The organism is Sphingomonas glacialis (assembly GCF_014653575.1).
Classification (GTDB): Bacteria; Pseudomonadota; Alphaproteobacteria; order Sphingomonadales; family Sphingomonadaceae; genus Sphingomonas; species Sphingomonas glacialis.
On sequence record NZ_BNAQ01000004.1, the window covers coordinates 63,322 to 85,205 of the forward strand.

A 21,884-nucleotide genomic window follows, 5' to 3' on the forward strand; every position below is an offset into this window, starting at 1 on the left:
CTGATCGCGAGAGCAGCCCGCCGGAGCGATACATCATCGCTTCGGCAGGAACGCTGATCACCGCGCGAGCGTGATCCGGGCGACCAGCCCGCCGCCGTCGCGATTGGCGAGCGTGATGTCGCCGCCGGCATCGCGCACGATCGTCCGGGCTAGCGCGAGACCCAGGCCGATGCCCCCGGTCGCCTTGTTGCGCGACGTCTCGAGCCGCGTGAACGCCTCGAACACGTCGCCGAGGCGGTCGGCGGGAATGCCGGGGCCGCGATCGCACACCAGGATCGCGACCGACTGCGCGCTCGCGGTGACGCTGACTTCGACCGCGCCGGCATATTTCAGCGCATTCTCGATCAGGTTGCGCAGCGCGCGGCGCATCAGGCCGGGGCGCAGCCGCATGCGGATGCGCTCGCTTTCCTCGAACACGACCTCGTGGCCGATCTCGCGGAAATCCTCGACGACGGCATCGACCAAAGCCGCGAGATCGACTTCTGTCGGCGGCTCGCTCGGGCGGCCGAGCCGCGCGAGCGACAGGATGTCGTCGAGCATCCGGTTCATCTCGGCGATCGTCTCGGCCATCTTGGCGCGATCGGCATCGTCATCGACCGACTCGACGCGGACGCGCAGCGAGGCGAGCGGGGTGCGCAGATCATGCCCGATCGCGCCGAGCATCCGATCCTTCTCGTCGAGCATCGCGGTGACGCGCAAGCGCAGCGCGTTGAACGCCGCGATCACGTCGCGCACGTCCTGCGGCCCGGCGGCGGGGACGGGGTCGGCCGTGGCACCCGGCTGGAAGCTGCGGGCGGCCTCGGCAAGCCCGCGCAACGGCCGCGAGATCCGCCGCCCGGCCCACAGCAACGGCACCAGCACGACGATGTAGAGGATCGCGGTCTGCGCCATCAACCGCCAGAAGATATCCGAATCGTCGCGCGTCCACGGAAGGTTGAGCACGAACCACTGTCCGCCCGGGCGCTCGACCGCGACTTGCAGCTCGGCGCCGCCGCGCAGCAGACGCTCGACGCGCTGTGCGCTGACATAGCGCAGCCGCGGATCGTTGCGCTGGATCGGCAGGACTTGCGTCTGGATGCGCGACGCCTTGACCCCGGCCTCGGAAAGCGCGGCGCGAAGCGCGGTTTCGACTTCGGCGACATGCTCGCCGCCGGGCTGGATCGGCGAGCGCGGCGCGAGATGGATCCGGCTCCAGCCCGAACCGCCGCCGACGCGCCGCCCCGCGGCGATCCGCTCGTCGGCATCGATGATCCGCGTGACGACGGGCCCGGTCGCCTGATCGAGCCGCGCGCGGCGACGGTCCTGCAGTGCGAGCGTGAAGTTGATCGCCTGCGCGACGAACAGCGCGATCGCGATGAGCAGCGCCATCTGCCCCGACAGGCTCCGCGGGATCGCCCGCAGACGCGTGATCCTCAAAGGCGCGTCACTTCGGCGGCGAGCGTGTAGCCGCCACCCCACACCGTCTTGATCAGCTCGGGCGCCTTGGCGTCGGCCTCGATCTTGCGCCGCAACCGGCTGATCTGGTTGTCGATCGCGCGGTCGAAGGCGGCGGCCTCGCGGCCTTGCGTCAAATCGAGCAACTGGTCGCGCGTCAGCACCTGGCGCGGGCGCGTGACGAGCGCGTGGAGGAGGTTGTACTCGCCGGTCGAGAGCGGCACCGACACGCCCTCGCGGTCGACCAAGGTGCGCTCGCCCGACTTGAGCACCCAGCCGGCAAAGGCGAACGATCCGCTTTCGGGCGCGTGCTGGCGCGTGCCGCCCGCCGCCGCCCGCCGCAGGATGACCTTGACGCGCGCCGCCAGCTCGCGCGGCGAGAACGGCTTCACGACATAATCGTCGGCGCCCATTTCGAGGCCGACGATGCGGTCGGTCTCTTCGGTGCGCGCGGTGAGCAGGATGACGGGCACTTCGCCGCTCTCGCGGATGTGGCGCGTGAGCGACAGGCCGTCTTCGCCGGGCATCATGATGTCCAGGATGACGAGGTCGATCGCATAGGCCGTCATCCGTGCGCGCGCGCCCTCGGCGTCGCCGGCTTGAGTCACGCGGAAACCCTGCCGCGTCAGATATTGCGCGAGCGGTTCACGGATCGAGCGTTCGTCGTCGACGAGCAACAGATGCGGCGTGTCTCCCATCGGTTCGCTGCTTAGCATGGTGTGGCGCTCTTGAAAGGGGATGCCGGGCGAGCAGGGGGGAGGCTCGCCCGGCGTCCGGGCCAAGGGGAAAAGGCCCGGATCAGTTGCCCGGCGCGGCTGGCGCGGGGGAAGGGGGCGCCGGTGGCGGCGCGATCGCGTCGGCGGGATCGGCGCGGCCACCGGGACCGCCGGGGCGCATCGCGCGCGCGCGGTCCATCCAGGCGGTGAGCTCTTCGCGCGAGATCTGGCCGTCCTTGTTGGCATCGATCCGGCTGAAGCGCGTATCGGCCTGCGCGAGGAACTCGGCGCGCGAGATCTTGCCGTCGCCGTCGGTGTCGCCGCGCGTCATCATGCGGGCGCCCGGGCCCTGCATTTCGTCGGTGGTGAGGAAGCCGTCCTTGTTGGCATCCATCGCGGTGAAGCGCGTGGTCGCCTCGGCGGTGGCCTCGGCGCGCGAGATCAGCCCGTCGCCATTGCTGTCGGCGGTGCGGAACATGCCGCCGCCGCCTTGTGCCACCGCAGCGGCGGTGGCGAGCGCGGCGACCGTCGTCGCGACGAAGAAGCGCGTGAGGGACATGGCGGTAAACTCCTGTGCTGGCTGGGCGGGGCGCCGTTCCTTGACGCCGGTTATGCGCGGGGATCTGTCGCGTCGCTGTGCCGGAAGATGCGGCAAAGTGTCGCAATTTGTCGCAGATGTTCCTCCCCTCCCTGGAAGGGAGGGGAGGAGAAGGCGGTGCGGCGCGCCCTATCCGAAGATCGCGACGCTCTGCATGCCTTGTGCGATCGGCACGCCGTCGGCGTTCCACAGCATCATCGTCTGGCTCGAGCCGCCGTTGACGGCATGCTGCGATTCTGCCGAGAGCAACCACCAGCCGTCGGTCGTGGCGGGCTTTGGCGTGAGCAAATTGACGATCCATGTCACCGAACTCAGCGGCACGAACTCCTTGCCGAACAGCTTGAACGCCGCGGGCGGGAGCGCGTCGGCGAGCGCGAGCACCTCGACCATCGGGTCGATCCCCGCATAATCGCGCAGCCGCGCCCAGCGCAGCCATTCGGCCTCGCCCGGCGCCTCGGCCTTGAGATCGAGGAAGTTGAAGTTGCCGGTGAAGAATTCGTCGGGGCCGGTATAGAGTTTCGCATCGGCTGCAGGCGGCGGCAGTGTGGCGGCGAGCCCGCCGCTGAGCGCGACGCGCGACGGCTGCTCGGCCATGAACACGAACACCGCGCGATAGCCGAGCCCGGCGTCGGAGACGATATCGGCCTGGATGAAGGCAGCGGTGCGGCCGCGGCGCAGCTTGGTCGCGGTGACGCGCACGTCGCCCGACAGCGGTCCGATGAACGCCACTTGCGCCGAGCGGAGCGGCGGCAGATCGGGTTCGATCCCCTGCGCGGCGTGGAGCGCGAGTGCGCTCGACAGGCCGCCATAAGCGGTGCGCCCCTGCAGCCAGTCGCTCGGGATCTGCGCGCGGAAGCCGCCCTCGATCGGCGTGGCAGCAGCGAGGATCTCGCGGATCGGCGTCATGCTGCGGTCTCCGCCAGACGATCGCGCAAGTCGCGCTTGAGCACCTTGCCGATCGCACTGCGCGGCAGCTCGTCGATCGCGTGGAGCGCCGACAGCCGCTGCGTCTTGCCGAGCTGGGCGTTGGTCCAGTCGAGGATCTCCGTGATGCTCGCATCGACCCCGGTATGCGGTACGTAGAAGCCGACCGGCGTTTCGCCCCACGCCTCGGACGGAACGCCGATCACGCTGCAATCGGCGACCGCGGGATGCGTCCGCAGCACCGCTTCGAGATCGGTCGGATAGATGTTGAAGCCGCCCGAGATGATCAGGTCCTTCTTGCGGTCGAGCAAGGTGAGGAAGCCGTCGGCATCGAAGCGCCCGACATCGCCGTGGCGGATGTAGCGGTTGCCCTCGGCGTCGTACCATTCGGCGGCGGCGGTGGCGTCGCTGCGGCCGTGATAGCCCGTCATCATCGCCGGCGAGCGGCCGACGACTTCGCCCATCTCGCCTTGCGGGACTTCGTTGCCGTCGTCGTCGATCAGGCGGATGTCATGGCCCTCGATCGGGCGACCGACGGTATGGAGCTTGTCGGGAAAGCCGTTCGCGACGAGCAGGCACGTCCCGCCGCCTTCGGTCATGCCGTAATATTCGACGAGCAACCCGGGCCAGCGTGCGAGGATGTCGGCCTTCAGCGCGGCGGAGAAGGGCGCCGAGGTGCAGGTCTTGAAGCGGAAGCTCGCGAGGTCGAAGGTGTCGAAATCGGGCAGCGCCATCAGCCGCTGATATTGGACCGGCACGAGCATGGTGTGCGTCGCGCGGTGGCGCTCGGCGAGCGTGAGATAGCCGCGCGCGTCGAACTTCTTCATCAACACGACGGTGCCGCCCCAGCCGAGCGTCGGCAGGAAGCTGACGAGCGTGGTGTTCGAATAGAGTGGCGTCGCGATCATCGTCACCGCACTCGCAAAGCCCGCGGCTTCGTTGCGGCTGATATGCGCCCAGCGCATCGCGTGGCTCTGGACGATGCCCTTCGGCGTGCCGGTGGTGCCCGACGAATAGATGATGTTGAAGCCGTCTTCGGGCCGGATCGTCACGGGCGCGGGGTGCGCGCCCTCGGGCGCGAGCCAGCTGCCGAGCGATTTGAGGCGGACGAGCTTGCCGGGGATGTGCTGGCCGGCGAGCGCGGTCGCCGCGTCGGCATCGACGAAGGTGATCGGCGCGGCGCAATCGGCGATCATCGCGACGATGCTTTCGGGCGTGCCCGACGGCGCGAGGGGCGTTGCGAGGCAGCCGGCGCGGAGCGCGCCGAGGAACACCGCGGCATAATCGATGCTCGCCGAGGCGACGATCGCGACCGCCTGACCCTGCGCCACGCCGTCACGCTGGAGCGCCGCGGCGATGCGGTCCATCAGCGCGTCGAGGCTGGCATAATCGAGCTCGCCGTCGGCCTCGGCGAGTGCGACCTTGTCGCCTTGCTCGGCCGCGTGCGCGCGGATCAGGTCGGGCAGCGCGGCGAAGTCGCCGGCAAGCATCTCGGCAGCGGTCATCGTGTCTCTTTTTGCAAGTCCATGGCTTCGATTCGCTAGTCTAGCTGACGGAAAAACGCCATACGCGATCTTCGAAAATAGATTTGGGGGGATGCCATCATGCTGTTCTACGACGCCGCCAACCCAGCGCCCAATCCGCGGCGCGTGCGGATCTATCTTGCCGAAAAGGGCTTGAGCGTGCCGAGCACGACGCTGTCGATCCGCGACATGGAGCATAAGGGCGCGGCGTTCCTCAAGGTCAATCCGCTCGGGCAGATCCCTGCGCTGGAGCTCGACGACGGCAGCGTGATCACCGAGAGCATCGCGATCTGTCGCTACTTCGAATGTCTTCATCCCGAGCCCGCCATGTTCGGCCAAGGCGCGCGCGGCGCGGCTGCGGTCGAGCAAGCGCTGCGGCGCGTCGAATTGCGGATGGGGTCGCCGTTGACGCAGGTGTGGCTGCACACCCACCCCTTCACCGCGCGCGTCGTCAAGCCGCAATTCCCCGATTATGGCGAGACGCAGCGGCCGCGCGTGCTCGAGGCGATGCGCGAGTTCGATGCTGCGCTTACCGGGTGCGCGTGGCTCGGCGGGGATGACTATTCGATCGCGGATATCGTGCTGCTGACGACGATCGATTTCGCGGGGTTCGTGGGGATCGCGGTGCCCGAGGAACTGGGCGCGTTGCGCGACTGGCATGCCCGGGCGAGTGCCCGCCCGAGCGCCAGCGCGTAAGGCTTGCGGTCCCCCCGGCTCATGGTCCGGGGGGGGCTTATCCGAGCACCTTGGCCGTCTGCCCGAACAGCACTTTCTTCGCTTCCTCGGTCATCGGCTTGTTCTCGCTGATCGCGGCGCCCTTGGCATAAGCGGTGACGGTCGCGGGCCGCGCGGCGATCGCGTCGAACCAGCGCTTCAGATTGGGCGTGTCCTCGAGCGTCTGGCCCTGGCGCTCGTACGGCACGATCCACGGGTAGCAGGCCATGTCGGCGATCGAATAGCTGCCGGTGATGAAGTCGCGCCCCGCGAGCCGCCGGTCGAGCACGCCGTACAGCCGGTTGGTCTCGTTGACGTAGCGGTCGATCGCGTAGGGGATCTTCTCGGGCGCGTAGCCGCTGAAATGGTGGTTCTGGCCGAGCATGGGTCCGAGGCCGCCCATCTGCCACATCAGCCATTGCACCGTCTCGGTGCGGCTGCGCAGGTCGGTGCCGATGAACTTTGCGTATTTGTCGGCGAGGTAGAGCAGGATCGCGCCCGATTCGAAGATCGCGATCGGCGCGCCGCCACCGGCGGGATCATGATCGACGATCGCGGGCATGCGGTTGTTGGGGGCGATCTTGAGGAAATCGGGCTGGAACTGCGCGCCCGAGCCGATGTTGACCGGCACGATGCGATACTCGACCCCGGCTTCCTCGAGGAACAGCGTGATCTTGTGGCCGTTCGGGGTGGGCCAATAATGCAGGTCGATCATGCGCTTGCTCCTGTGGTGTCGCGCTCCAGATGGGAGAGCCGTTACGCGTCCGCAACTGCCGCGGTCGCAGCAGGCGCACGGCTGGTCACTTTCCACGCGACGACGCCGAGCGCGCTTGCCGCAAGCGCTGCGGCGAGCAGGAAGGCGGCGCCCGGAAAACCGTGCTCGACCCCGGCGGCGAGCGTCTGCGTCATCAGCAGCGGACTGACGATCGCGGCGACGCTGCCCAGACTCGCGAGCCCGCCCTGCAGCGCGCCCTGCCGATCGGGGCCCGCCATTCGCGACAGCAGGCCGTTGATCGCCGGGCCGATAAAGCCCGACAGCGCGGCGAGCAGCATGATCGCATAGGCCTGCCACCCCGCGGTGATGAAGGCGAAGGCGAGGAAACCGCTCGCCCCGGTCGCGAGGCCGATCACCAGCGCGCGCCGGTCGCCGATCCGCCCGATCACCGGCGCGACGAGCAGGCCCTGCACCAGCGCCATCACCAGCCCGACATAGGCAAGGCTCAGCCCGATCGCGGTGGGGCTCCAGGCGAAGCGGATCGTCGCCCAGAACGCCCAGGTCGCGGGGTAGACCATGTGCGCGAGTTGCCACAGGACGCAGACGATCAGCAGCGGGATCGCGCTGCGATTTTCGAACAACGGCTTGAACGCGCCGACGATATGCGCGTCGCGCCAGCGGAACGGGCGGCGATGCTCGCGCGCGAGCGACTCGGGCATCGCAAACGCCATTGCCGCGGCGTTGGCGACGGCGAGCATCGCGGCGGCAATGAACGGCGCGCGGCCCGAGTCCGGCGATCAGCCCGCCGAGCGCGGGGCCGATCACGAAGCCGATGCCGAACGCCGCACTGACATAGCCGAACGCCGCGCTGCGCTTTTCGGGTGGGGTGACGTCGGCGATCACCGAAGACGCCGGGCCATAGACCGCGCCCGCCACCCCCGCGATCGCGCGACCGAGGAACAGCCAGGCGAGCGTCGGGGCGAGTGCCATCAGCGCGTAGTCGGCACCGAAGGCGAGCATCGAGGCGATCAGCACCGGGCGGCGGCCGAACCGGTCGCTCAAATTGCCGAGCACCGGCCCCGCGACGAACTGCGCGAGCGCGAAGGCGACGAGCATATAGCCGGCGATGCGGGTGGCATCGTCGATTCCGACATGGCCGAGCCGGGTGATCAGCGCCGGTAGCACCGGGAGCACGATGCCGAAGCCGATCGTGTCGATCAGCACGGCCGCGAGCACGATCGGCACGGCGCGGTTGGCGAACGGCATCGGACAAGCCCCCTCTGGAGAGAGCTTACCGCGATTTGGAGCAGGGTAAACACCGCTTCTCGCGTCGGTCGTCGTCGCTTTAGCCCTCTCCCGCTTGCGGGAGAGGGTTGGGTGAGGGTCTTCTTCTGCCTGCGTGCTTCCGGGGGCGAAAAAGAAGGACCCGCATCGACTGCGACTAGGGCCACGCTGAAGGAGCGCGACCCAAGTCTCCGTTGCCTCTCCCGCTTGCGGGAGAGGATATGCGCATGCCGATCGCATCAATCGCTCTTCCCATCGGCTTCATTCTGTCGTATCGCGCCGCCATACCCGATCTTCAGATTCTTTCTGAAAGGATAGCTTTCATGGCAACCGCGCCCGAACTCGACGCTCCAGTAGCCCCGCTCGACGCGTTCCGCGCCGAAGTGCGCGACTGGCTCGCCGCCAATTTCCCGGCATCGCTCAAGGGGCACGACATCAGCCTGTCGGTGCTCGAAGGCCCGACCGATCTTTCGCCCGACCAAGCTGCGTGGCAGGCGGCGATGGGCGAGAAGGGCTGGGGCGTTCCGAGCTGGCCCAAGGCGTATGGCGGCGGCGGTCTCGACAAGGCGCAGATCCGTGTCCTCAACGAGGAAATGGCGCGCGCGGGCGCGTGGAACCCGATCGGCGGGATGGGCGTGATGATGTTCGGGCCGACGCTGCTCGAATATGGCAACGAGGCGCAGAAGCAGGAGCATATCCCGGCGATTGCCAAGGGGCTGGTGCGCTGGTGCCAGGGCTATAGCGAGCCCAATGCCGGCTCGGACCTCGCCAACGTCCAGACCTTCGCCGAGGATGCCGGCGACCATTATATCGTCAACGGCCAGAAGACCTGGACGAGCGGAGGGCAATGGGCCGACAAATGCTTCGCGCTCGTCCGCACCGACAAGAGCCAGAAGCATGGCGGCATCAGCTTCCTGCTGCTCGACATGACCGCGCCCGGCGTCGAAGTCCGGCCGATCGCGATGATCTCGGGCCAGTCGCCGTTCTGCGAGACCTTCTTCACCAACGTGAAGGTGCCCAAGGAAAACCTCGTCGGACGCGAGGGGCAGGGTTGGGAAATCGGCACGCGCCTGCTCCAGCACGAGCGCAGCAGCCTGTCGGGCGGCGGTAGCGCATCGCGGCTGTTTGCGGGCAAGCCGATGGGGAAGCTCGCCAAGGAATATCGCGGCGAGGATGACAAGGGCCGCGTTCCCGACAGCGATCTGCGGATGCGGATTGTGCGGCACGAGATGGACAGCCGCGCCTTCGCGCTGACGCTGCGCCGTGCGGCGCTCGAGGCGAAATCGAACCAGGGTCCGTCGGCCGCCACCTCGATCATGAAGAACGTCGGCGCGCGTATCACGCAGGATCGCGCCGAACTGTCGATCGAGATCATGGGGATGGCCGGTCTCGGCTGGGAAGGCGAGGGCTTCAGCGAGGACGAGCTGACCCAGACGCGCACCTGGCTGTGGGGCAAGGCCGTGTCGATCTATGGCGGATCGACCGAGATCCAGAACAACGTCATTTCGAAGCGCATCCTCGGGATGCTCGATCACCAGTAATGCAAGGATAGGCTGCCGCGTGTGACGCGTGGCGGGCCGGAGAGGGGCGGGGTGAAGGATGGCTGAAGCCATCCTCCCCCGTTTTCCATTCAGACGAGGGGATAGCGCGATGGCCGTACTCAACGACGAACAGACGATGCTCCGCGACATGGTGCGCGAATGGTCCGACGAGCAATCGCCCGTCAGCGCGTTCCGCAAGATGCGCGCGGCGGCGCCGGCCGAGGGGTATGATCCCGCCGCCTGGGCGACGCTTGGCGAGATGGGCCTGCCGGGCATCGTCATCCCCGAAGAGCATGGCGGCACGGCGTTCGGCTATCTCTCGCTCGGGCTGGTGCTCGAACAGCTCGGCCGCAACCTCGCGGCGTCGCCTTTGGCGTCGACCTCGGCGGCGGCGACCGCGATTTTGATGGGCGGGTCGGATGCGCTGAAGGCGCAGTGGCTGCCGCAGATCGCCAGCGGCGCGGTCGTCGCGACGCTCGCGATCGACGAGGGTCCCGTCCATGATCCCGCGAAGATCGCGACGAGCGTCGTTGACGGCAAGCTCAGCGGCACCAAGGCATTCGTCGCCGAGGGTGACAGCGCGGGCGTGTTCGTCGTCGCGGCGGTTGACGGCCTCTATCTCGTCGCGGGTGACGCGGGCGTGACGCGCTCGCCGCGCCATATGGCCGACTCGCGCAGCCACGCGCAGGTGACGTTCGACGCCGCGCCCGCCGAGAAACTGGGCGACGCCTCGCTGACCGCGCAGGTCATCGACCGCGCGACCGCGGCGGTGTGCGCCGAGATGCTCGGCATGGCCGAGCAGGCGTTCAACACCACCAACGATTATCTCAAGACGCGCGTCCAGTTCGGGCAGCAGCTCTCGACCTTCCAGGCGCTCCAGCACCGCATGGCGAAGATGTTCACCGAGCTCGAGCTGATGCGCTCGGCAGTCGAAGGTGCGCTCGAGGCGATCGATGCCGGGCGGTCCGACATCGACCAGGCGGTCAGCCTCGCCAAGGCGGTGGCGAGCGACACGCTCCATCTGGTCAGCCGCGAGATGATCCAGCTCCACGGCGGGATCGGCATGACCGATGATTACGACGCCGGCTTCTACATCAAGCGCGCGCGCGTGCTCGAAGCGATGTGGGGCAATGCGGCGTTCCACCGCGAGCGTTTCGCGCGGTTGAACGGCTACTGAGCCGCAACGCGGGCGCGCCGCGTCGCGTCCGCATCTATCAGACCTGCAACGATAAAGGGCGGTGGCCGGCTTCCTGACGCGGAAGCGGCGCCGCCCTTTTGCCATGCGGCGCGGTGCGACCCTGGTTCGGATCCTCTCCCGCGCGGGTGTTTCGAGAATCGGTTCTGGCCGTCGCGGCCCAAGCGGGGACCCTTAGGGGATAGTACTTATGCGCTAATGCGGCGATTTGCGCGCATATCCGGCTTGACATTAGGGCCGTTTCGGAGTCACTTCGAGCTTCGGGTACGGAGCCGATCAGTGCTCTGACCTTTAGGGGAGAGATGCTATGCCTCGTTCGCGGCATTTGACGTCGTGTGCCTTTTTTGCCTTGTCGATCGGCCTTGCTGCGCCCGTCGCGGCGCAGGAGGGGGCGCCGCGACCGAGTGCGCCCGCCGACGAACAGACCGGCCCCGATATCGTCGTCACCGGATCGCTGATCCGCGGCACCCCCGAGGACGCCGCTATCCCCGTCGATGTCATTTCGAGCGAGGAACTGTCGCGCCAGGGCACGCCGAGCGCGGTCGACTTGCTCAAGAACCTGCCGACCTCGAGCGGCGTGATCGGCGATGCCAACCAGTTCGACAGCCGCAGCCAGGGCAATGAAGGCGTCGCCTCGGTCAATCTGCGCGGCCTCGGCCCGCAGCGCACGCTCGTCCTGCTCAACGGCAAGCGCCTCGTCGCGGTCGGCGGCGGTATCCCGATCGTCGACGTCAACCTCATCCCGTCGGGGGCGATCGGCCGCGTCGAAGTGCTCAAGGACGGTGCGGCGGCAACCTATGGGTCCGATGCCATCGCCGGCGTCGTCAACTTCATTACCCGCACCGACCAGAAGGGCTTCCTCGCCTCGGGCGATTATCGCTACATCCGCGGATCGTCGGGCGACTACACCGCCAATCTGAGCTTCGGCCACAATAGTGGCCCGCTGCATGTGCTCGCCTCGGTCGGCTATCAACACCGCTCGGAATTGCGCACCACCGATCGCGATTTCACGGTCCAGCCCTATGCGAACAATCCGCAAGGCGGCTATACCGGCGGCGGCAATCCGGGCAATTTCGGGTTCGGCGGGACCGCCAATTTCGTCCGCGACCTGGGGTGCGAGGGCCTTGGCGGGTTCCGCAGCCAGGCCGGATCGACGACCGATCGCTGCTTCAACAATTACGGCCAGTTCGGCAATCTGGTCGAGCCCGAGGATCGCCTCCAGGCCTATGTCGACACGTCGATCCAGCTGGCCGACACGCTCAAATTCTCGGCAAGCGCGCTGTACGGCTACAGCTCGACGCGGATCACCACCTCGCCGACCTATCTGCCGACCTTGCCGCCGTCGGTGAACGCGGCGAGCGGCGGGGGAGGGCTGTTCGTCATCCCGACCTATGCCCCGGCGCTGCGCGATTATTGCACGCTCTATGGGGCGGCATCGGGCTGCGTCACCGCGGGCGGCGTGCCGCTTGCCCCGGCGATCGCTTTCCCGGTGCTGTTCCGGCCGGCCTTGCTCGGCGGGAATCCGCTGTTCCGCGGCCGGAATGGCGATGACCGCGGCTCGGCATACTCGAAGCGCGTGTCGGAAGAGATGCGCTTCACCGCAGATCTATCCTATGATGTCACCCCCGATCTCAATCTGACCGGTGGCTTCACTTATTCCGAATATTATCGCGAAAGCGAAGGCACCGACACGTTCGGCGACTTGCTGCAGAACGCACTGGCGGGCTTTGGCGGGGCGAATTGCGCCTATGCCACGCCGCAGTCGCGCGCCGGCCTGTCGACGGCCCAGATCACGGCACTCGCCGGGACCAACGGCTGCACCTTCTTCAACCCGTTCTCGACCGCGGTCGCTGCGAACGGCGTGAGCAATGCGGCGAACCCCAACTATGCCGGAACGCGCAATCCTACCGGGTTCAGCCTGACCCCCGGCGCGGGCCTGATCAACGATCTGCCGACGTTCGACAATTTCTTCCGCACGACCAACACGCGCTACACCACGCGGCTGCTCGTCGGGGATCTCGTGCTCAGCGGCAAGACAGGGCTGCGGCTACCCGGCGGCGATTTGAGCTTCGCGGTCGGGGCACAATATCGCCGCAACGACTATTCGGTGCTGTACAACAACGACAGCAACATCGCGGTCAATCCGTGCCCGGGCTCGCCGCTCAACCCGGCGGCGACGTGCACGCAGCAGACCGGCGCGCTCGGCTTCCTCGGTACCAACGCCAATTTGTCGACCAGCAACGACATCAAGGCGGTGTTCGGCGAGTTGCAAGTGCCGCTGCTCGACCGGCTCAACCTGCAGCTTTCGGCGCGGTATGAGGATTATGGCGGGCGCGTCGGCTCGACCTTCAATCCGCAAGGCCGCATCCGGCTGCAAGTCACCGACTGGCTCGCGCTCCGCGGTGGCGCGGGGACGACCTTCCGCGGGCCTCCGGCGCAGCAGTTGTCGGGCAATCTGACCGCGCTGCAGATCATCGGGACGTCGTTCCGTGCGGTCGACATCAACGGCAACCCCAACCTCTCGCCCGAAAAGGCGACGACCTACAGCGCAGGCATCCTGCTCCACAGCGGCGGGTTCAGCGCGAGCCTCGATTATTATCGCTACAAGCTGAAGGGCCCGATCGAGGGCGAGCCGATCCAGGGCATGGTCAATGCGCTGTTCGGCGCGACCGGCACCGCGAATTGCGGCAATGCGGCCTTTGCCGCGTTGCAGGCGCGCTTCACCTTCACTGGCGCCGGCTGCGGCATCGGCAACGTCCAGCGGCTGCGCACGCAGACGATCAACAGCGCCAACGTCACGACGTCGGGGCTCGATCTGCAGGCGGCGTATCGCTTCGGGCTCGGTGCGGCCAATCTCGAGTTCGGCGGCAGCGGTACCTATGTGATCGAGTATAAGACCAAGGACATCACGGTCGAGGGCGTCGTCGTCCAGCCGACCTTCGATGGCGTTGGCCTGCTCAACTATCAAACGACCGCGTATCCGATCCCGCAGATCAAGGGTACGGCCTATGTCCAGGGAGCGGTCGGCGGGCACAGCCTGCGCGTCCAGTACAATTATATCGACGGCTATACCGACCAGCGCGGGACCGCGATCTTCGGCCCCAATGCCGGGGCGCTCGCGGGGGCTTCGGTCACCGGCGGCAAGAATATCAAGCCGTTTGCGACCTTCGATGCGACCTATCGCTTGTCGCTGCGCGGGACGGGGTCGACGCTGACGCTGTCGGCGCTCAACATCTTCGACAAGGCGCCGCCGTTCGCGCGGCTCGACCAGAATTACGATCCGTTCACGGCGAACCCGCTCGGCTTCACCGCCAAGGTCGGCTTCTCGCAGAAGTTCTGAGACTGGGGCGCGGAGGGCGCGGCGTCCGGTCGGACGCCGCGCCCTTTGCCGTTTGGCGCTGGGTGGCGTATCGCTGATCCGATGCCCAAGCCAACCATGCGCACCCCCGGTCTGCCCAGCCGCGACCAGATCCTCGCCTTCATCGCCGAGAGCGACGTGCCTGCGGGCAAGCGCGAGATCGCGCGCGCCTTCGGGCTGACCGCGCAGGACAAGATTTTGCTGAAAGCGCTGTTGAAGGACATGGCCGATGAGGGGCTGATGGACAGCGCCCCCGGCCGCGCGTTTCACAAGATGGGCGGGGTGCCCAAGGTGACGGTGCTGCGGATCGTCGATGTCGATGACAGCGGCAACGTCTGGGCGGTGCCCGAGCGGTGGGAAGCCGCCACCCCCGCGCCGAAGCTGCGCGTGCGCGAGAAGAAGAATGGCGCGCTCGGCGTCGGCGACCGCGTGCTCGCGCGGACCGAGGAGGCCGGACAGGGCCTGATCGCGCATCCGATGAAGACCTTGCCCAAGGGCGAGGAGCTGGTGCTCGGCGTGCTGCGCCAGGAGGGCAAGGCGCTCTGGCTGCAAGGCGTCGAGAAGAAGGAGCGGCGCGAGTTCCAGGTGTCCGACGCGGGCGAGGCGCAGGTCGGCGATCTGGTGCTTGCCGAGATGGCGGGACGGCCGCCGCGGATCACGGTGCGCGTGACCCAGGTGCTCGGCGATCCGTTTGCGCCGCGCAGCTTCTCGCTGATCGCGATCCACAAGCTTGGTATTCCCGACGTGTTCTCGTCCGAGACGCTCGACGAGGCGGTGCGCGTTGCCGCGCAACCGCTTGGCGAGAAGCGCGAGGATCTGCGCCATCTGCCGATCGTCGCGATCGATCCGGCCGATGCGCGCGATCATGACGATGCGGTGTGGGCGGCCCCCGATGACGATCCCGCCAATGCGGACGGGTGGAAGGCGATCGTCGCGATTGCCGATGTGTCGTTCTACGTGCGGCCGGGGGCGAGCCTTGATCGCGAGGCACGGCGGCGTGGGAACAGCGTCTATTTTCCCGATCGCGTCGTGCCGATGCTGCCGGAGAGTTTGTCGGCTGAGATGTGTTCGCTGAAGGAAGGCGTCGATCGCGCGGCGCTGGCGTGCCATTTGCGGATCGGCAAGGATGGGGCGCTCAAGAGCTGGCGCTTCACGCGCGCGGTGGTGCGGATTGCGGCGAACCTGGCGTATGAGGACGCGCAAGCGATGGTGGATGCGCATCACGCTGCCGCCGTTTCTTCCTCTCCTGCTTCCTCCCCTAACCCCTCCCGCAAGCGGGAGGGGGATTCGGGCAGCGATGAAATTCTCGCCGCCCTTCTCCCGCTCTGGTCGTGCTGGCACGCGCTCAACAAGGCGCGCACCGCGCGCGCGCCGCTCGATCTCGACCTGCCCGAACGCCGCGTGATGCTCGACGAGAAGGGCCGCATTCTCTCGGTCGCACCGCGCGAGCGGCTCGATGCGCATAAATTGATCGAGGACTACATGATCGCCGCCAACGTCGCTGCCGCCAAGGCGCTCGAGGCGAAGAAGGCGCCGGTGATGTACCGCGTCCACGAGCAGCCCGGCCGCGAGAAGCTCGTCGCGCTGAAGGACTATCTCAAGACCTTCGGGATCGAGTTCGCGCTCGGCCAGGTCGTCCAGCCGCGCACCTTCAATCACATCCTCGACAAGGTGATCGACCGCGACGAACGCCCGCAGATCATGGAGCAAGTGCTGCGCACGCAGACGCAGGCGTATTATAGCCCCGCCAATATGGGCCATTTCGGGCTCGCGCTCGGCAGCTACGGCCACTTCACCTCGCCGATCCGGCGATATGCCGATTTGCTCGTCCACCGCGCGCTGGTCGCGGCCTATGATCTCGGGCCGGGCGGGCTGACCGAGGGCGAAGCCGCGGCGATGGGGAAGATCGGCGAGAGCATCTCGATGCTCGAACGTCGCGCGATGGAGGCCGAGCGCGACACGATCGACCGCTATGTCGCGGCGTTCTTGAGCGAAAAGGTCGGCGAGGTGCTCGAGACGCGGATCACCGGCGTGACCAATTTCGGCTTCTTCGCGACGGTCGAGGGCATCGGCGGCGACGGGCTGATGCCGGTGCGCGATATCGGCGGCGAATATTTCCGCTTCGACGAAGCCAGCCGCACGCTGATCGGCGACCAGAGCGGGACGGTCTATGCCAGCGGGCAGAAACTGCCGTTGCGGCTGGCCGAAGCCAACCCGGTATCGGGGGCGCTACGCTTCGAGATGGTCGAGGGCAGGGGCGCGCGCGTCGACAGCGACGAGCGCCGCCCGAAGCGCGTGATCAAGCATCGCGGGCGCCCGACGAACATCCGGCACCAGGGGAAGAAGCGCTAGCGGCCGACCGACCATCGTCGCCCCGGCGAAGGCCGGGGCCGGCCCGAGGCGGCGTGCTCGGGCGGGGCGCGCGTATCCGAGCGGCCCCGGCCTGCGCCGGGGCGACGGCAAGAGTGCTTACCCTGCCTGGAAGGTCAGCCCCGCTTTCGCCTGCAAGCGGTCGGCGAGCACCTTCCCCATCAGCGCACCCGGCGTCCAGATGCCGCCTTCCCCCGCGACATCTTCGACCAGGCACAACGCCGTCTCGGCGATCATCTTGCTGGTCGAGCCATAGCCCGGATCCTTGTCGCCGGTGACGACGCAGTCGATCCGCTCGCCGTTCGCGCCTTCGCCGATGAAGAGCAGGTCGTAGAAGCCCGCGTCGCGTTCCTCGGGCGAGGGGCCTTCGCCGGGCTTGGGGCCCTTGTCGCTGCTGAGCGGGTTCATCCGCGCGATCGCCTCGGCGGCGGCCTTGCCCATCTCGCCGATCCCCGGCGCGACCATCATCTCGTCATAGACGAAGTCGGCGCCATACGCCTCGCCGAGCAGGAAGTTGGTGCGGTGGACGTTCTTGGTGTTGATCGGCGCCATGATGAACGGCGCGACCCATGCCTCGATCGCGCGGTCATATTCGGGGAGCAGGCCCTTGGGCTGCGCTGGTCCCTCGAAACCGGGGGTGAGCGCGAACGGATTGATGAGCAGGCCGAGGATCGAGGGATGCTTGGCGGCGGCGGCGAGCGTCGCCTTGAGGCTCGCCACGGTGCCGCCCGACGCGCCACCCTGCATCTTCCGCACGCGGCCCTTCACGCGCGGCATCGGATGCCCGAACTTGGCCTTGGCAGCGTCCTGCAGCGCGAGCACGCCGAGATCGAACGGGATCGAATCGAACCCGCACGAGAAGACGATCCGCGCGCCGGTGCGCTTGGCGGTCTCGTGATGCGCGTCGATCATGTGGCGCATCCACGCTGGTTCGCCGCACAGGTCGACATAGGCGGTGCCGGTTTCGGCACAGGCCGCGACGAGGTCATTGCCGTAGAGCTGGTATGGGCCGACCGTGGTGAGCACGACCTTGGTGCGTTCGCACAAGCTGCGCAGGCTGGCGGCGTCATCCGAATTGGCGGTGACGAGCGGGGTGTCGGCGGGGGCGCCGATCAGGTCGCGGACTTCCTGCAGCTTCGACAGCGATCGGCCCGCCATCGCCCAGCGCTGCGCGCCGATCTGCGTGAGATATTCGGCGGCGAGGCGGCCGGTGAAGCCGGTGGCTCCATAAACGATGATGTCGAAGTCTCTGGCCATGGTGCGCTCTCCCTCGTCACCCCGGGTTCATCCCGGGGTCCACCGGGCTGCATGTCCCGACGGCCCGAGTGTGCGGCACGGTGGACCCCGGGACAAGCCCGGGGTGACGGTTAAGGCTTACGCCGCTTCGCTGAACTGCAAGCTCGCGAGTCGGGCGTACAGGCCGCTCTCGCCGATCAGCGCGGCGTGGTTGCCTTGCTCGACGATCCGGCCCTCGCGCATCACGATGATCCGCTCGGCGGCGCGCACCGTCGCTAGGCGATGCGCGATGACGAGCGTGGTGCGCTCTGCCATCAGGCGCTCGAGCGCTTCCTGGACGAGCCGCTCGCTCTCGGCATCGAGCGCGCTGGTCGCTTCGTCAAGCAGCAGGATCGGCGCATCGCGCAGCAGCGCGCGCGCGATCGCGACGCGCTGGCGCTGGCCACCCGACAGCCGCGCGCCACCCTCGCCGAGGAAGGTGTCGAGCCCTTCGGGCAACTTGTGGAGGAATTCGGCGGCATTGGCCGCCTCGGCAGCCGCCCACAGCGCGTCGTCGGGCGCGTCCCAGCGGCCGTAGCGCAGATTGTCGCGAGCCGAGGCGCCGAAAATCACCGTCTCCTGCGGCACCATCGCGATGCGGGCGCGGACCTCGGCGGGGTCGGCGTTGCGCAAGTCGACGCCGTCGATGCGCACGCTGCCTGCCTCGGGGTCGTAGAAGCGCTGGATCAGCTGGAACAAGGTGGTCTTGCCGGCGCCCGACGGGCCGACGATCGCGACGGTTTCGCCGGGTTTCACCGATAGCGAGAAATCGTGCAGCGCGGCGACATCGCGCCGCGTCGGGTAGCGGAACTCGACATGATCGAATTCGAGCGTGCCGCGCGCGGGCACGGGAAGCGTGGTCGGCTGCGCAGGCGCGCGGATTTCGGGGACTTCGGCGAGCAACTCGGACAGCCGCTCGGCGGCGCCCGAGGCGCGCAGCAGATCGCCATAGACTTCGGTCAGCGAGCCGAACGACCCCGTCACCAGCGTCGCGGTGACGAGGAAGCCCGCAAGCGACCCCGCCGACAGCCGCCCGGCGGCGACATCGCCGACGGTCGACCACATCAGCAGCGTGACCGCGCCGAACAGCAGCCCCATCACCAGCGCGGTCATGATCGCGCGCGTCGCGATCCGGCGCTTGGCGGCATCGAGGCTGCGATCGACCGCAGAGGCAAAGCGCGCTTCCTCGCGCGCTTCCTGGCCGAAGGCTTGCACGATCTTCATCGCGGTGAAGGTCTCGACCGCCATCGACCCGATATCGGCGATGCGGTCCTGGCTCGCGCGCGACTGGCTGCGCACGCGGCGGCCGAGCAGCATGATCGGCAGGATGATCAGCGGCACGCCGATCACGATCGACAAGGCCATTTTCGGCGCGAAGACGAACAGCAGGATCACGCCGCCGATCCCGGTGAGGCCGTTGCGGAGCGCGACAGACACCGTCGTGCCGACCGCACCTTCGATCAGCGCGGTGTCCGAGGTCAGCCGCGAGGCGACTTCGGACGGACGGTTCTCCTCGAACCAGCGCGGCGCGAGCCGCAGGAGGTTGGCCTGTACCGCGATCCGAATATCGGCGACGGTGCGTTCGCCGAGCCACGACACGAAGTAGAAGCGGATCGCGGTCGCGATCGCAAGGACGACGACGAGGCCGAGCAGATCGTAGAAGACATGGTCGATATGCGCGATGTCGCCCGCGCCGTGCGTGAAGCCACGGTCGATCACCGATTTGATGCTCCACGATGTCGCGAGCGTCGTCGTCGACGTGACGAGCAACGCCACCAGCGCGATAGCGAGCTGGAGCGGATAGCGCGAGGTGTAGCGCCACACCATCGCCAGGCTGGCGAGCTTTCGCCCGCTCGGCCGGGGCTGCGCGACGGGAGGATCGATCGGGACGGCGGCGGGTTGTGTTTCGACCATCTGCGGTGCGTAGCAGGCGCCAGACCCTGCCTCAATCCGCTACGGAATTGCGGCAAACCCGGCATTGCTGTTTGCCGCAGCGCAGCATAGACAGTATTTTGACATTTACGATTGTCTGCTAGAAAGTCCGGTATGCTCTACAACGCTTACGAAATGCAGAAGTCGATGCTGGCAGGCGCTAGCGCCATGGCCGATTTCAGTGCCGGACTGCTCAGCAACCCTGCCAATCCCTTTGCCTATTTCGGCGGGGGGGCGGTGCTCGGCTCCGCGCTCGAGGTGTTCGCGCATGCCGCGGCACCCCGCGGCAAGCCCGCCTTCGGGCTCGACAGCACGACGATCGACGGCGCCGAGGTGGCGATTGTCGAAGACGTGGTATTGCGCAAAGCCTTCGGACAACTCAAACGCTTCCGGCGTGTCGGCATCGAGGGCGGCCCCAAGCTGCTGATCGTCGCGCCAATGTCGGGACACTATGCGACGCTGCTGCGCGGCACGGTCGAGCGGATGCTGCCCGTTGCCGACGTCTACATCACCGATTGGCGCGACGCGAAGCTCGTGCCGCTGAGCGAGGGCAAGTTCGATCTCGACGATTATGTCGATTATCTGATCGAGTTCCTCGAGGCGATCGGCGCGAACGAAGGGCAGGGCGGTACGCACATGCTCGCGGTCTGCCAGCCGTCGGTGCCGTGCTACGCCGCGGCTTGCGTGATGAGCGCCGACAACAACCCGTGCCGCCCCAAGACGCTGACGATGATGGGCGGGCCGGTCGACACGCGCGAGGCGCCGACCGCGGTCAACACGCTGGCGACCGAGCGGCCGCACAGCTGGTTCAGCCAGAATGTAATCGCGACGATCCCGGGCAACTATCCGGGCGCGGGTCGCCGCGTCTATCCGGGGTTCCTGCAGCTTGCCGGCTTCATGTCGATGAACCTCGGCAACCACATGATGTCGCATTACGAGCTGTTCAAACATCTCGTGCAGGGCGAGGACCTCCAGGCCGACTCGACCAAGGCGTTCTACGAGGAATATCGCTCGGTCTGCGACATGACCGCCGAATTCTACCTGCAGACGATCGACGTCGTGTTCCAGGACCATGCGCTGCCCAAGGGCACGATGACGCACCGCGGGCGCGTGGTCGACCCGGCCGCGATCACCGACATCGCCATCCTGGCGATCGAGGGCGAGAAGGACGATATTTCGGGGCTCGGCCAGACCAAGGCCGCGCTGACGATCGCGACCAGCCTGAGCGACGACAAGAAGCGCTATTACATGGCCGAGGGTGCCGGGCATTACGGCATCTTCAACGGATCGAAGTGGCGCAACAAGGTCGCGCCGGTGGTCGAGGAGTGGATGAAAGCGCACGGCTGACGCCGCGCGCTTCATCCTAGGGTTTGGGTCGGCCCTGTCTTCGGTGAAGACAGGGCCGAAATGTTTTGGTCAGGCTGCGGTCGTGTTCACGACGGCGTGGCTGCCACTTTCGTCGGACTTGATCGTGCCGCCGAACAGCATCTTGAGGCGGCCCGACAGCGAGATGTCGGTCTCCCACAGCTCGGCATTGTCGATCTTCAAGCGCAGCAGCGCGAGGTTGGGATCTTCCTTGCCGCCCGGAAACCAGGCCTCGACTTGCTTGTTCCACAGCTTGTCGATCATCGCGCGGTCATTATCCTGCGCGATCGTGCCGGCGATGCAGGCGAAGAAATCGTGACCCTTGGACACGAACTGCGCCATCACCTTGCCGCCGCCGATCAGGCGATTGTCCTTGCCGACGAAGAAGAACAGCGTGTCGACCAGATCCTTGTCGAGCTGTGCGGTAAGCGGCTCGCTGTGCGACGATCCATCGGCCAGACCGACCATCAGGAACGGGCTGTCGGCCATCTTCTTCCAGAGCGTCTGGGTTATTTCGTGCGTGTCGGCCATGTGGGTTTCTCCTGAAGGATGGTTCGGGAGAGAAACGACGGAACGCGCGGTTGGTTGCCGCGCATCTTAGGCAATGAACGGCGGTGAATGACGGTCGCGCGCCGCTGAGCATTAGAGGATTATCTCATGCTGCTTCACCCGCTGACTGCGGTTAGCTCTGTCGACATTTGCGGACCGCAAAAATCGATATTATTCACATCGTTGGCGGCAATTCGGCCGCCTAGATGAGAGGTGTACCTATGACGGTCGCCGATCTGTGCCTGATCCTGGGCGTGCTCTTCGCCTTCGGGACGTTAGTCCTGAAGATCATCGAGGTAGCCCGCAAAGACTAGGGTGCACGGGCGGGGCTCGGTCTGACAGCCGAGCCCCAAACGCATTGAGCCCCGGCCGCTGACACGACCGGGGCTCG

15 protein-coding genes and 1 pseudogene are annotated in these 21,884 nt (G+C 67.2%); 6 read left to right on the plus strand and 10 right to left on the minus strand.

From position 1 onward, the window contains the following. Positions 1 to 57 precede the first annotated feature (57 nt). From IE187_RS13680 to IE187_RS13700, 5 genes are all read right to left on the minus strand, one after another. Positions 58 to 1,368 carry a sensor histidine kinase gene (locus IE187_RS13680; protein WP_189676944.1) on the minus strand — a complete coding sequence of 437 codons (1,311 nt, stop codon included), beginning with the start codon at positions 1,366 to 1,368 and terminating at the stop codon, positions 58 to 60. A 44-nt stretch (positions 1,369 to 1,412) separates the two neighbouring features. Continuing rightward, a complete protein-coding gene (locus tag IE187_RS13685; RefSeq protein WP_133186967.1) occupies positions 1,413 to 2,132 on the minus strand; it encodes a response regulator in 720 nt (239 codons plus the stop codon). A gap of 100 nt (positions 2,133 to 2,232) precedes the next feature. Continuing rightward, positions 2,233 to 2,709: an EF-hand domain-containing protein gene (locus tag IE187_RS13690; protein ID WP_189676721.1), complete on the minus strand. Its 477-nt coding sequence runs from the start codon at positions 2,707 to 2,709 to the stop codon at positions 2,233 to 2,235. A gap of 168 nt (positions 2,710 to 2,877) precedes the next feature. Then, the gene (locus IE187_RS13695) at positions 2,878 to 3,654 is read right to left on the minus strand and encodes a thioesterase family protein (protein WP_189676722.1); all 777 of its coding nucleotides are present in this window, start codon (positions 3,652 to 3,654) and stop codon (positions 2,878 to 2,880) included. Continuing rightward, positions 3,651 to 5,177 carry a class I adenylate-forming enzyme family protein gene (locus IE187_RS13700; protein WP_189676723.1) on the minus strand — a complete coding sequence of 509 codons (1,527 nt, stop codon included), beginning with the start codon at positions 5,175 to 5,177 and terminating at the stop codon, positions 3,651 to 3,653. The genes IE187_RS13695 and IE187_RS13700 overlap by 4 nt, the downstream gene beginning before the upstream one ends. A gap of 99 nt (positions 5,178 to 5,276) precedes the next feature. Between IE187_RS13700 and IE187_RS13705 the strand changes: the two genes are divergently transcribed. After that, positions 5,277 to 5,891 (plus strand): glutathione S-transferase family protein, encoded by a 615-nt coding sequence (locus IE187_RS13705; protein WP_189676724.1) that lies wholly within the window; start codon positions 5,277 to 5,279, stop codon positions 5,889 to 5,891. 37 nt (positions 5,892 to 5,928) lie between these two features. Here the strand turns inward: IE187_RS13705 and IE187_RS13710 are convergent, their stop codons facing one another. Next, a complete protein-coding gene (locus tag IE187_RS13710) occupies positions 5,929 to 6,624 on the minus strand; it encodes a glutathione S-transferase N-terminal domain-containing protein (RefSeq protein WP_189676725.1) in 696 nt (231 codons plus the stop codon). 41 nt (positions 6,625 to 6,665) lie between these two features. Next, positions 6,666 to 8,148 (minus strand): annotated as a pseudogene (locus IE187_RS21725) (TCR/Tet family MFS transporter). Between the two features lie 83 nt (positions 8,149 to 8,231). Between IE187_RS21725 and IE187_RS13720 the strand changes: the two are divergent. The 4 genes from IE187_RS13720 (at position 8,232) to IE187_RS13735 (ending at position 16,354) form a co-directional block, all read left to right on the plus strand. Then, positions 8,232 to 9,449, plus strand: coding sequence for an acyl-CoA dehydrogenase family protein (locus tag IE187_RS13720; protein WP_189676726.1), 1,218 nt, complete (start codon positions 8,232 to 8,234; stop codon positions 9,447 to 9,449). 109 nt (positions 9,450 to 9,558) lie between these two features. Further along, positions 9,559 to 10,626 (plus strand): acyl-CoA dehydrogenase family protein, encoded by a 1,068-nt coding sequence (locus IE187_RS13725; protein ID WP_189676727.1) that lies wholly within the window; start codon positions 9,559 to 9,561, stop codon positions 10,624 to 10,626. A gap of 325 nt (positions 10,627 to 10,951) precedes the next feature. After that, entirely contained in the window at positions 10,952 to 13,984 is a 3,033-nt protein-coding gene (locus IE187_RS13730) for a TonB-dependent receptor plug domain-containing protein (RefSeq protein ID WP_189676728.1), read from the plus strand. Between the two features lie 81 nt (positions 13,985 to 14,065). Beyond that, positions 14,066 to 16,354, plus strand: a complete 2,289-nt coding sequence (locus tag IE187_RS13735) for a ribonuclease R family protein (RefSeq protein ID WP_229839411.1) — start codon at positions 14,066 to 14,068, stop codon at positions 16,352 to 16,354. Between the two features lie 117 nt (positions 16,355 to 16,471). Here IE187_RS13735 and IE187_RS13740 read toward each other — a convergent pair whose 3' ends face one another. Continuing rightward, complete coding sequence (locus IE187_RS13740) at positions 16,472 to 17,629, minus strand: saccharopine dehydrogenase family protein (RefSeq protein ID WP_189676729.1); 1,158 nt, start codon at positions 17,627 to 17,629, stop codon at positions 16,472 to 16,474. Between the two features lie 117 nt (positions 17,630 to 17,746). Further along, the gene (locus IE187_RS13745; RefSeq protein ID WP_189676730.1) at positions 17,747 to 19,561 is read right to left on the minus strand and encodes an ABC transporter transmembrane domain-containing protein; all 1,815 of its coding nucleotides are present in this window, start codon (positions 19,559 to 19,561) and stop codon (positions 17,747 to 17,749) included. Positions 19,562 to 19,693: 132 nt separating this feature from the next. Between IE187_RS13745 and IE187_RS13750 the strand changes: the two genes are divergently transcribed. Further along, positions 19,694 to 20,926 carry a polyhydroxyalkanoate depolymerase gene (locus IE187_RS13750; RefSeq protein ID WP_189676731.1) on the plus strand — a complete coding sequence of 411 codons (1,233 nt, stop codon included), beginning with the start codon at positions 19,694 to 19,696 and terminating at the stop codon, positions 20,924 to 20,926. A gap of 69 nt (positions 20,927 to 20,995) precedes the next feature. On the opposite strand, the gene IE187_RS13755 is transcribed toward IE187_RS13750, so the two are convergent. Then, on the minus strand, positions 20,996 to 21,475 hold the full coding sequence (locus IE187_RS13755) for a pyridoxamine 5'-phosphate oxidase family protein (protein WP_133186995.1): 480 nt from the start codon (positions 21,473 to 21,475) through the stop codon (positions 20,996 to 20,998). Positions 21,476 to 21,884: the final 409 nt, after the last annotated feature.

Bases quoted from the DNA above. Each gene is read 5' to 3' on its own strand.
- IE187_RS13680 (WP_189676944.1), bottom strand. From the start codon at position 1,368: ATGGCGCTGCTCATCGCGATCGCGCTGTTCGTCGCGCAGGCGATCAAC.
- IE187_RS13685 (WP_133186967.1), bottom strand. From the start codon at position 2,132: ATGGGAGACACGCCGCATCTGTTGCTCGTCGACGACGAACGCTCGATC.
- IE187_RS13690 (WP_189676721.1), bottom strand. From the start codon at position 2,709: ATGTCCCTCACGCGCTTCTTCGTCGCGACGACGGTCGCCGCGCTCGCC.
- IE187_RS13695 (WP_189676722.1), bottom strand. From the start codon at position 3,654: ATGACGCCGATCCGCGAGATCCTCGCTGCTGCCACGCCGATCGAGGGC.
- IE187_RS13700 (WP_189676723.1), bottom strand. From the start codon at position 5,177: ATGACCGCTGCCGAGATGCTTGCCGGCGACTTCGCCGCGCTGCCCGAC.
- IE187_RS13705 (WP_189676724.1), top strand. From the start codon at position 5,277: ATGCTGTTCTACGACGCCGCCAACCCAGCGCCCAATCCGCGGCGCGTG.
- IE187_RS13710 (WP_189676725.1), bottom strand. From the start codon at position 6,624: ATGATCGACCTGCATTATTGGCCCACCCCGAACGGCCACAAGATCACG.
- IE187_RS13720 (WP_189676726.1), top strand. From the start codon at position 8,232: ATGGCAACCGCGCCCGAACTCGACGCTCCAGTAGCCCCGCTCGACGCG.
- IE187_RS13725 (WP_189676727.1), top strand. From the start codon at position 9,559: ATGGCCGTACTCAACGACGAACAGACGATGCTCCGCGACATGGTGCGC.
- IE187_RS13730 (WP_189676728.1), top strand. From the start codon at position 10,952: ATGCCTCGTTCGCGGCATTTGACGTCGTGTGCCTTTTTTGCCTTGTCG.
- IE187_RS13735 (WP_229839411.1), top strand. From the start codon at position 14,066: ATGCCCAAGCCAACCATGCGCACCCCCGGTCTGCCCAGCCGCGACCAG.
- IE187_RS13740 (WP_189676729.1), bottom strand. From the start codon at position 17,629: ATGGCCAGAGACTTCGACATCATCGTTTATGGAGCCACCGGCTTCACC.
- IE187_RS13745 (WP_189676730.1), bottom strand. From the start codon at position 19,561: ATGGTCGAAACACAACCCGCCGCCGTCCCGATCGATCCTCCCGTCGCG.
- IE187_RS13750 (WP_189676731.1), top strand. From the start codon at position 19,694: ATGCTCTACAACGCTTACGAAATGCAGAAGTCGATGCTGGCAGGCGCT.
- IE187_RS13755 (WP_133186995.1), bottom strand. From the start codon at position 21,475: ATGGCCGACACGCACGAAATAACCCAGACGCTCTGGAAGAAGATGGCC.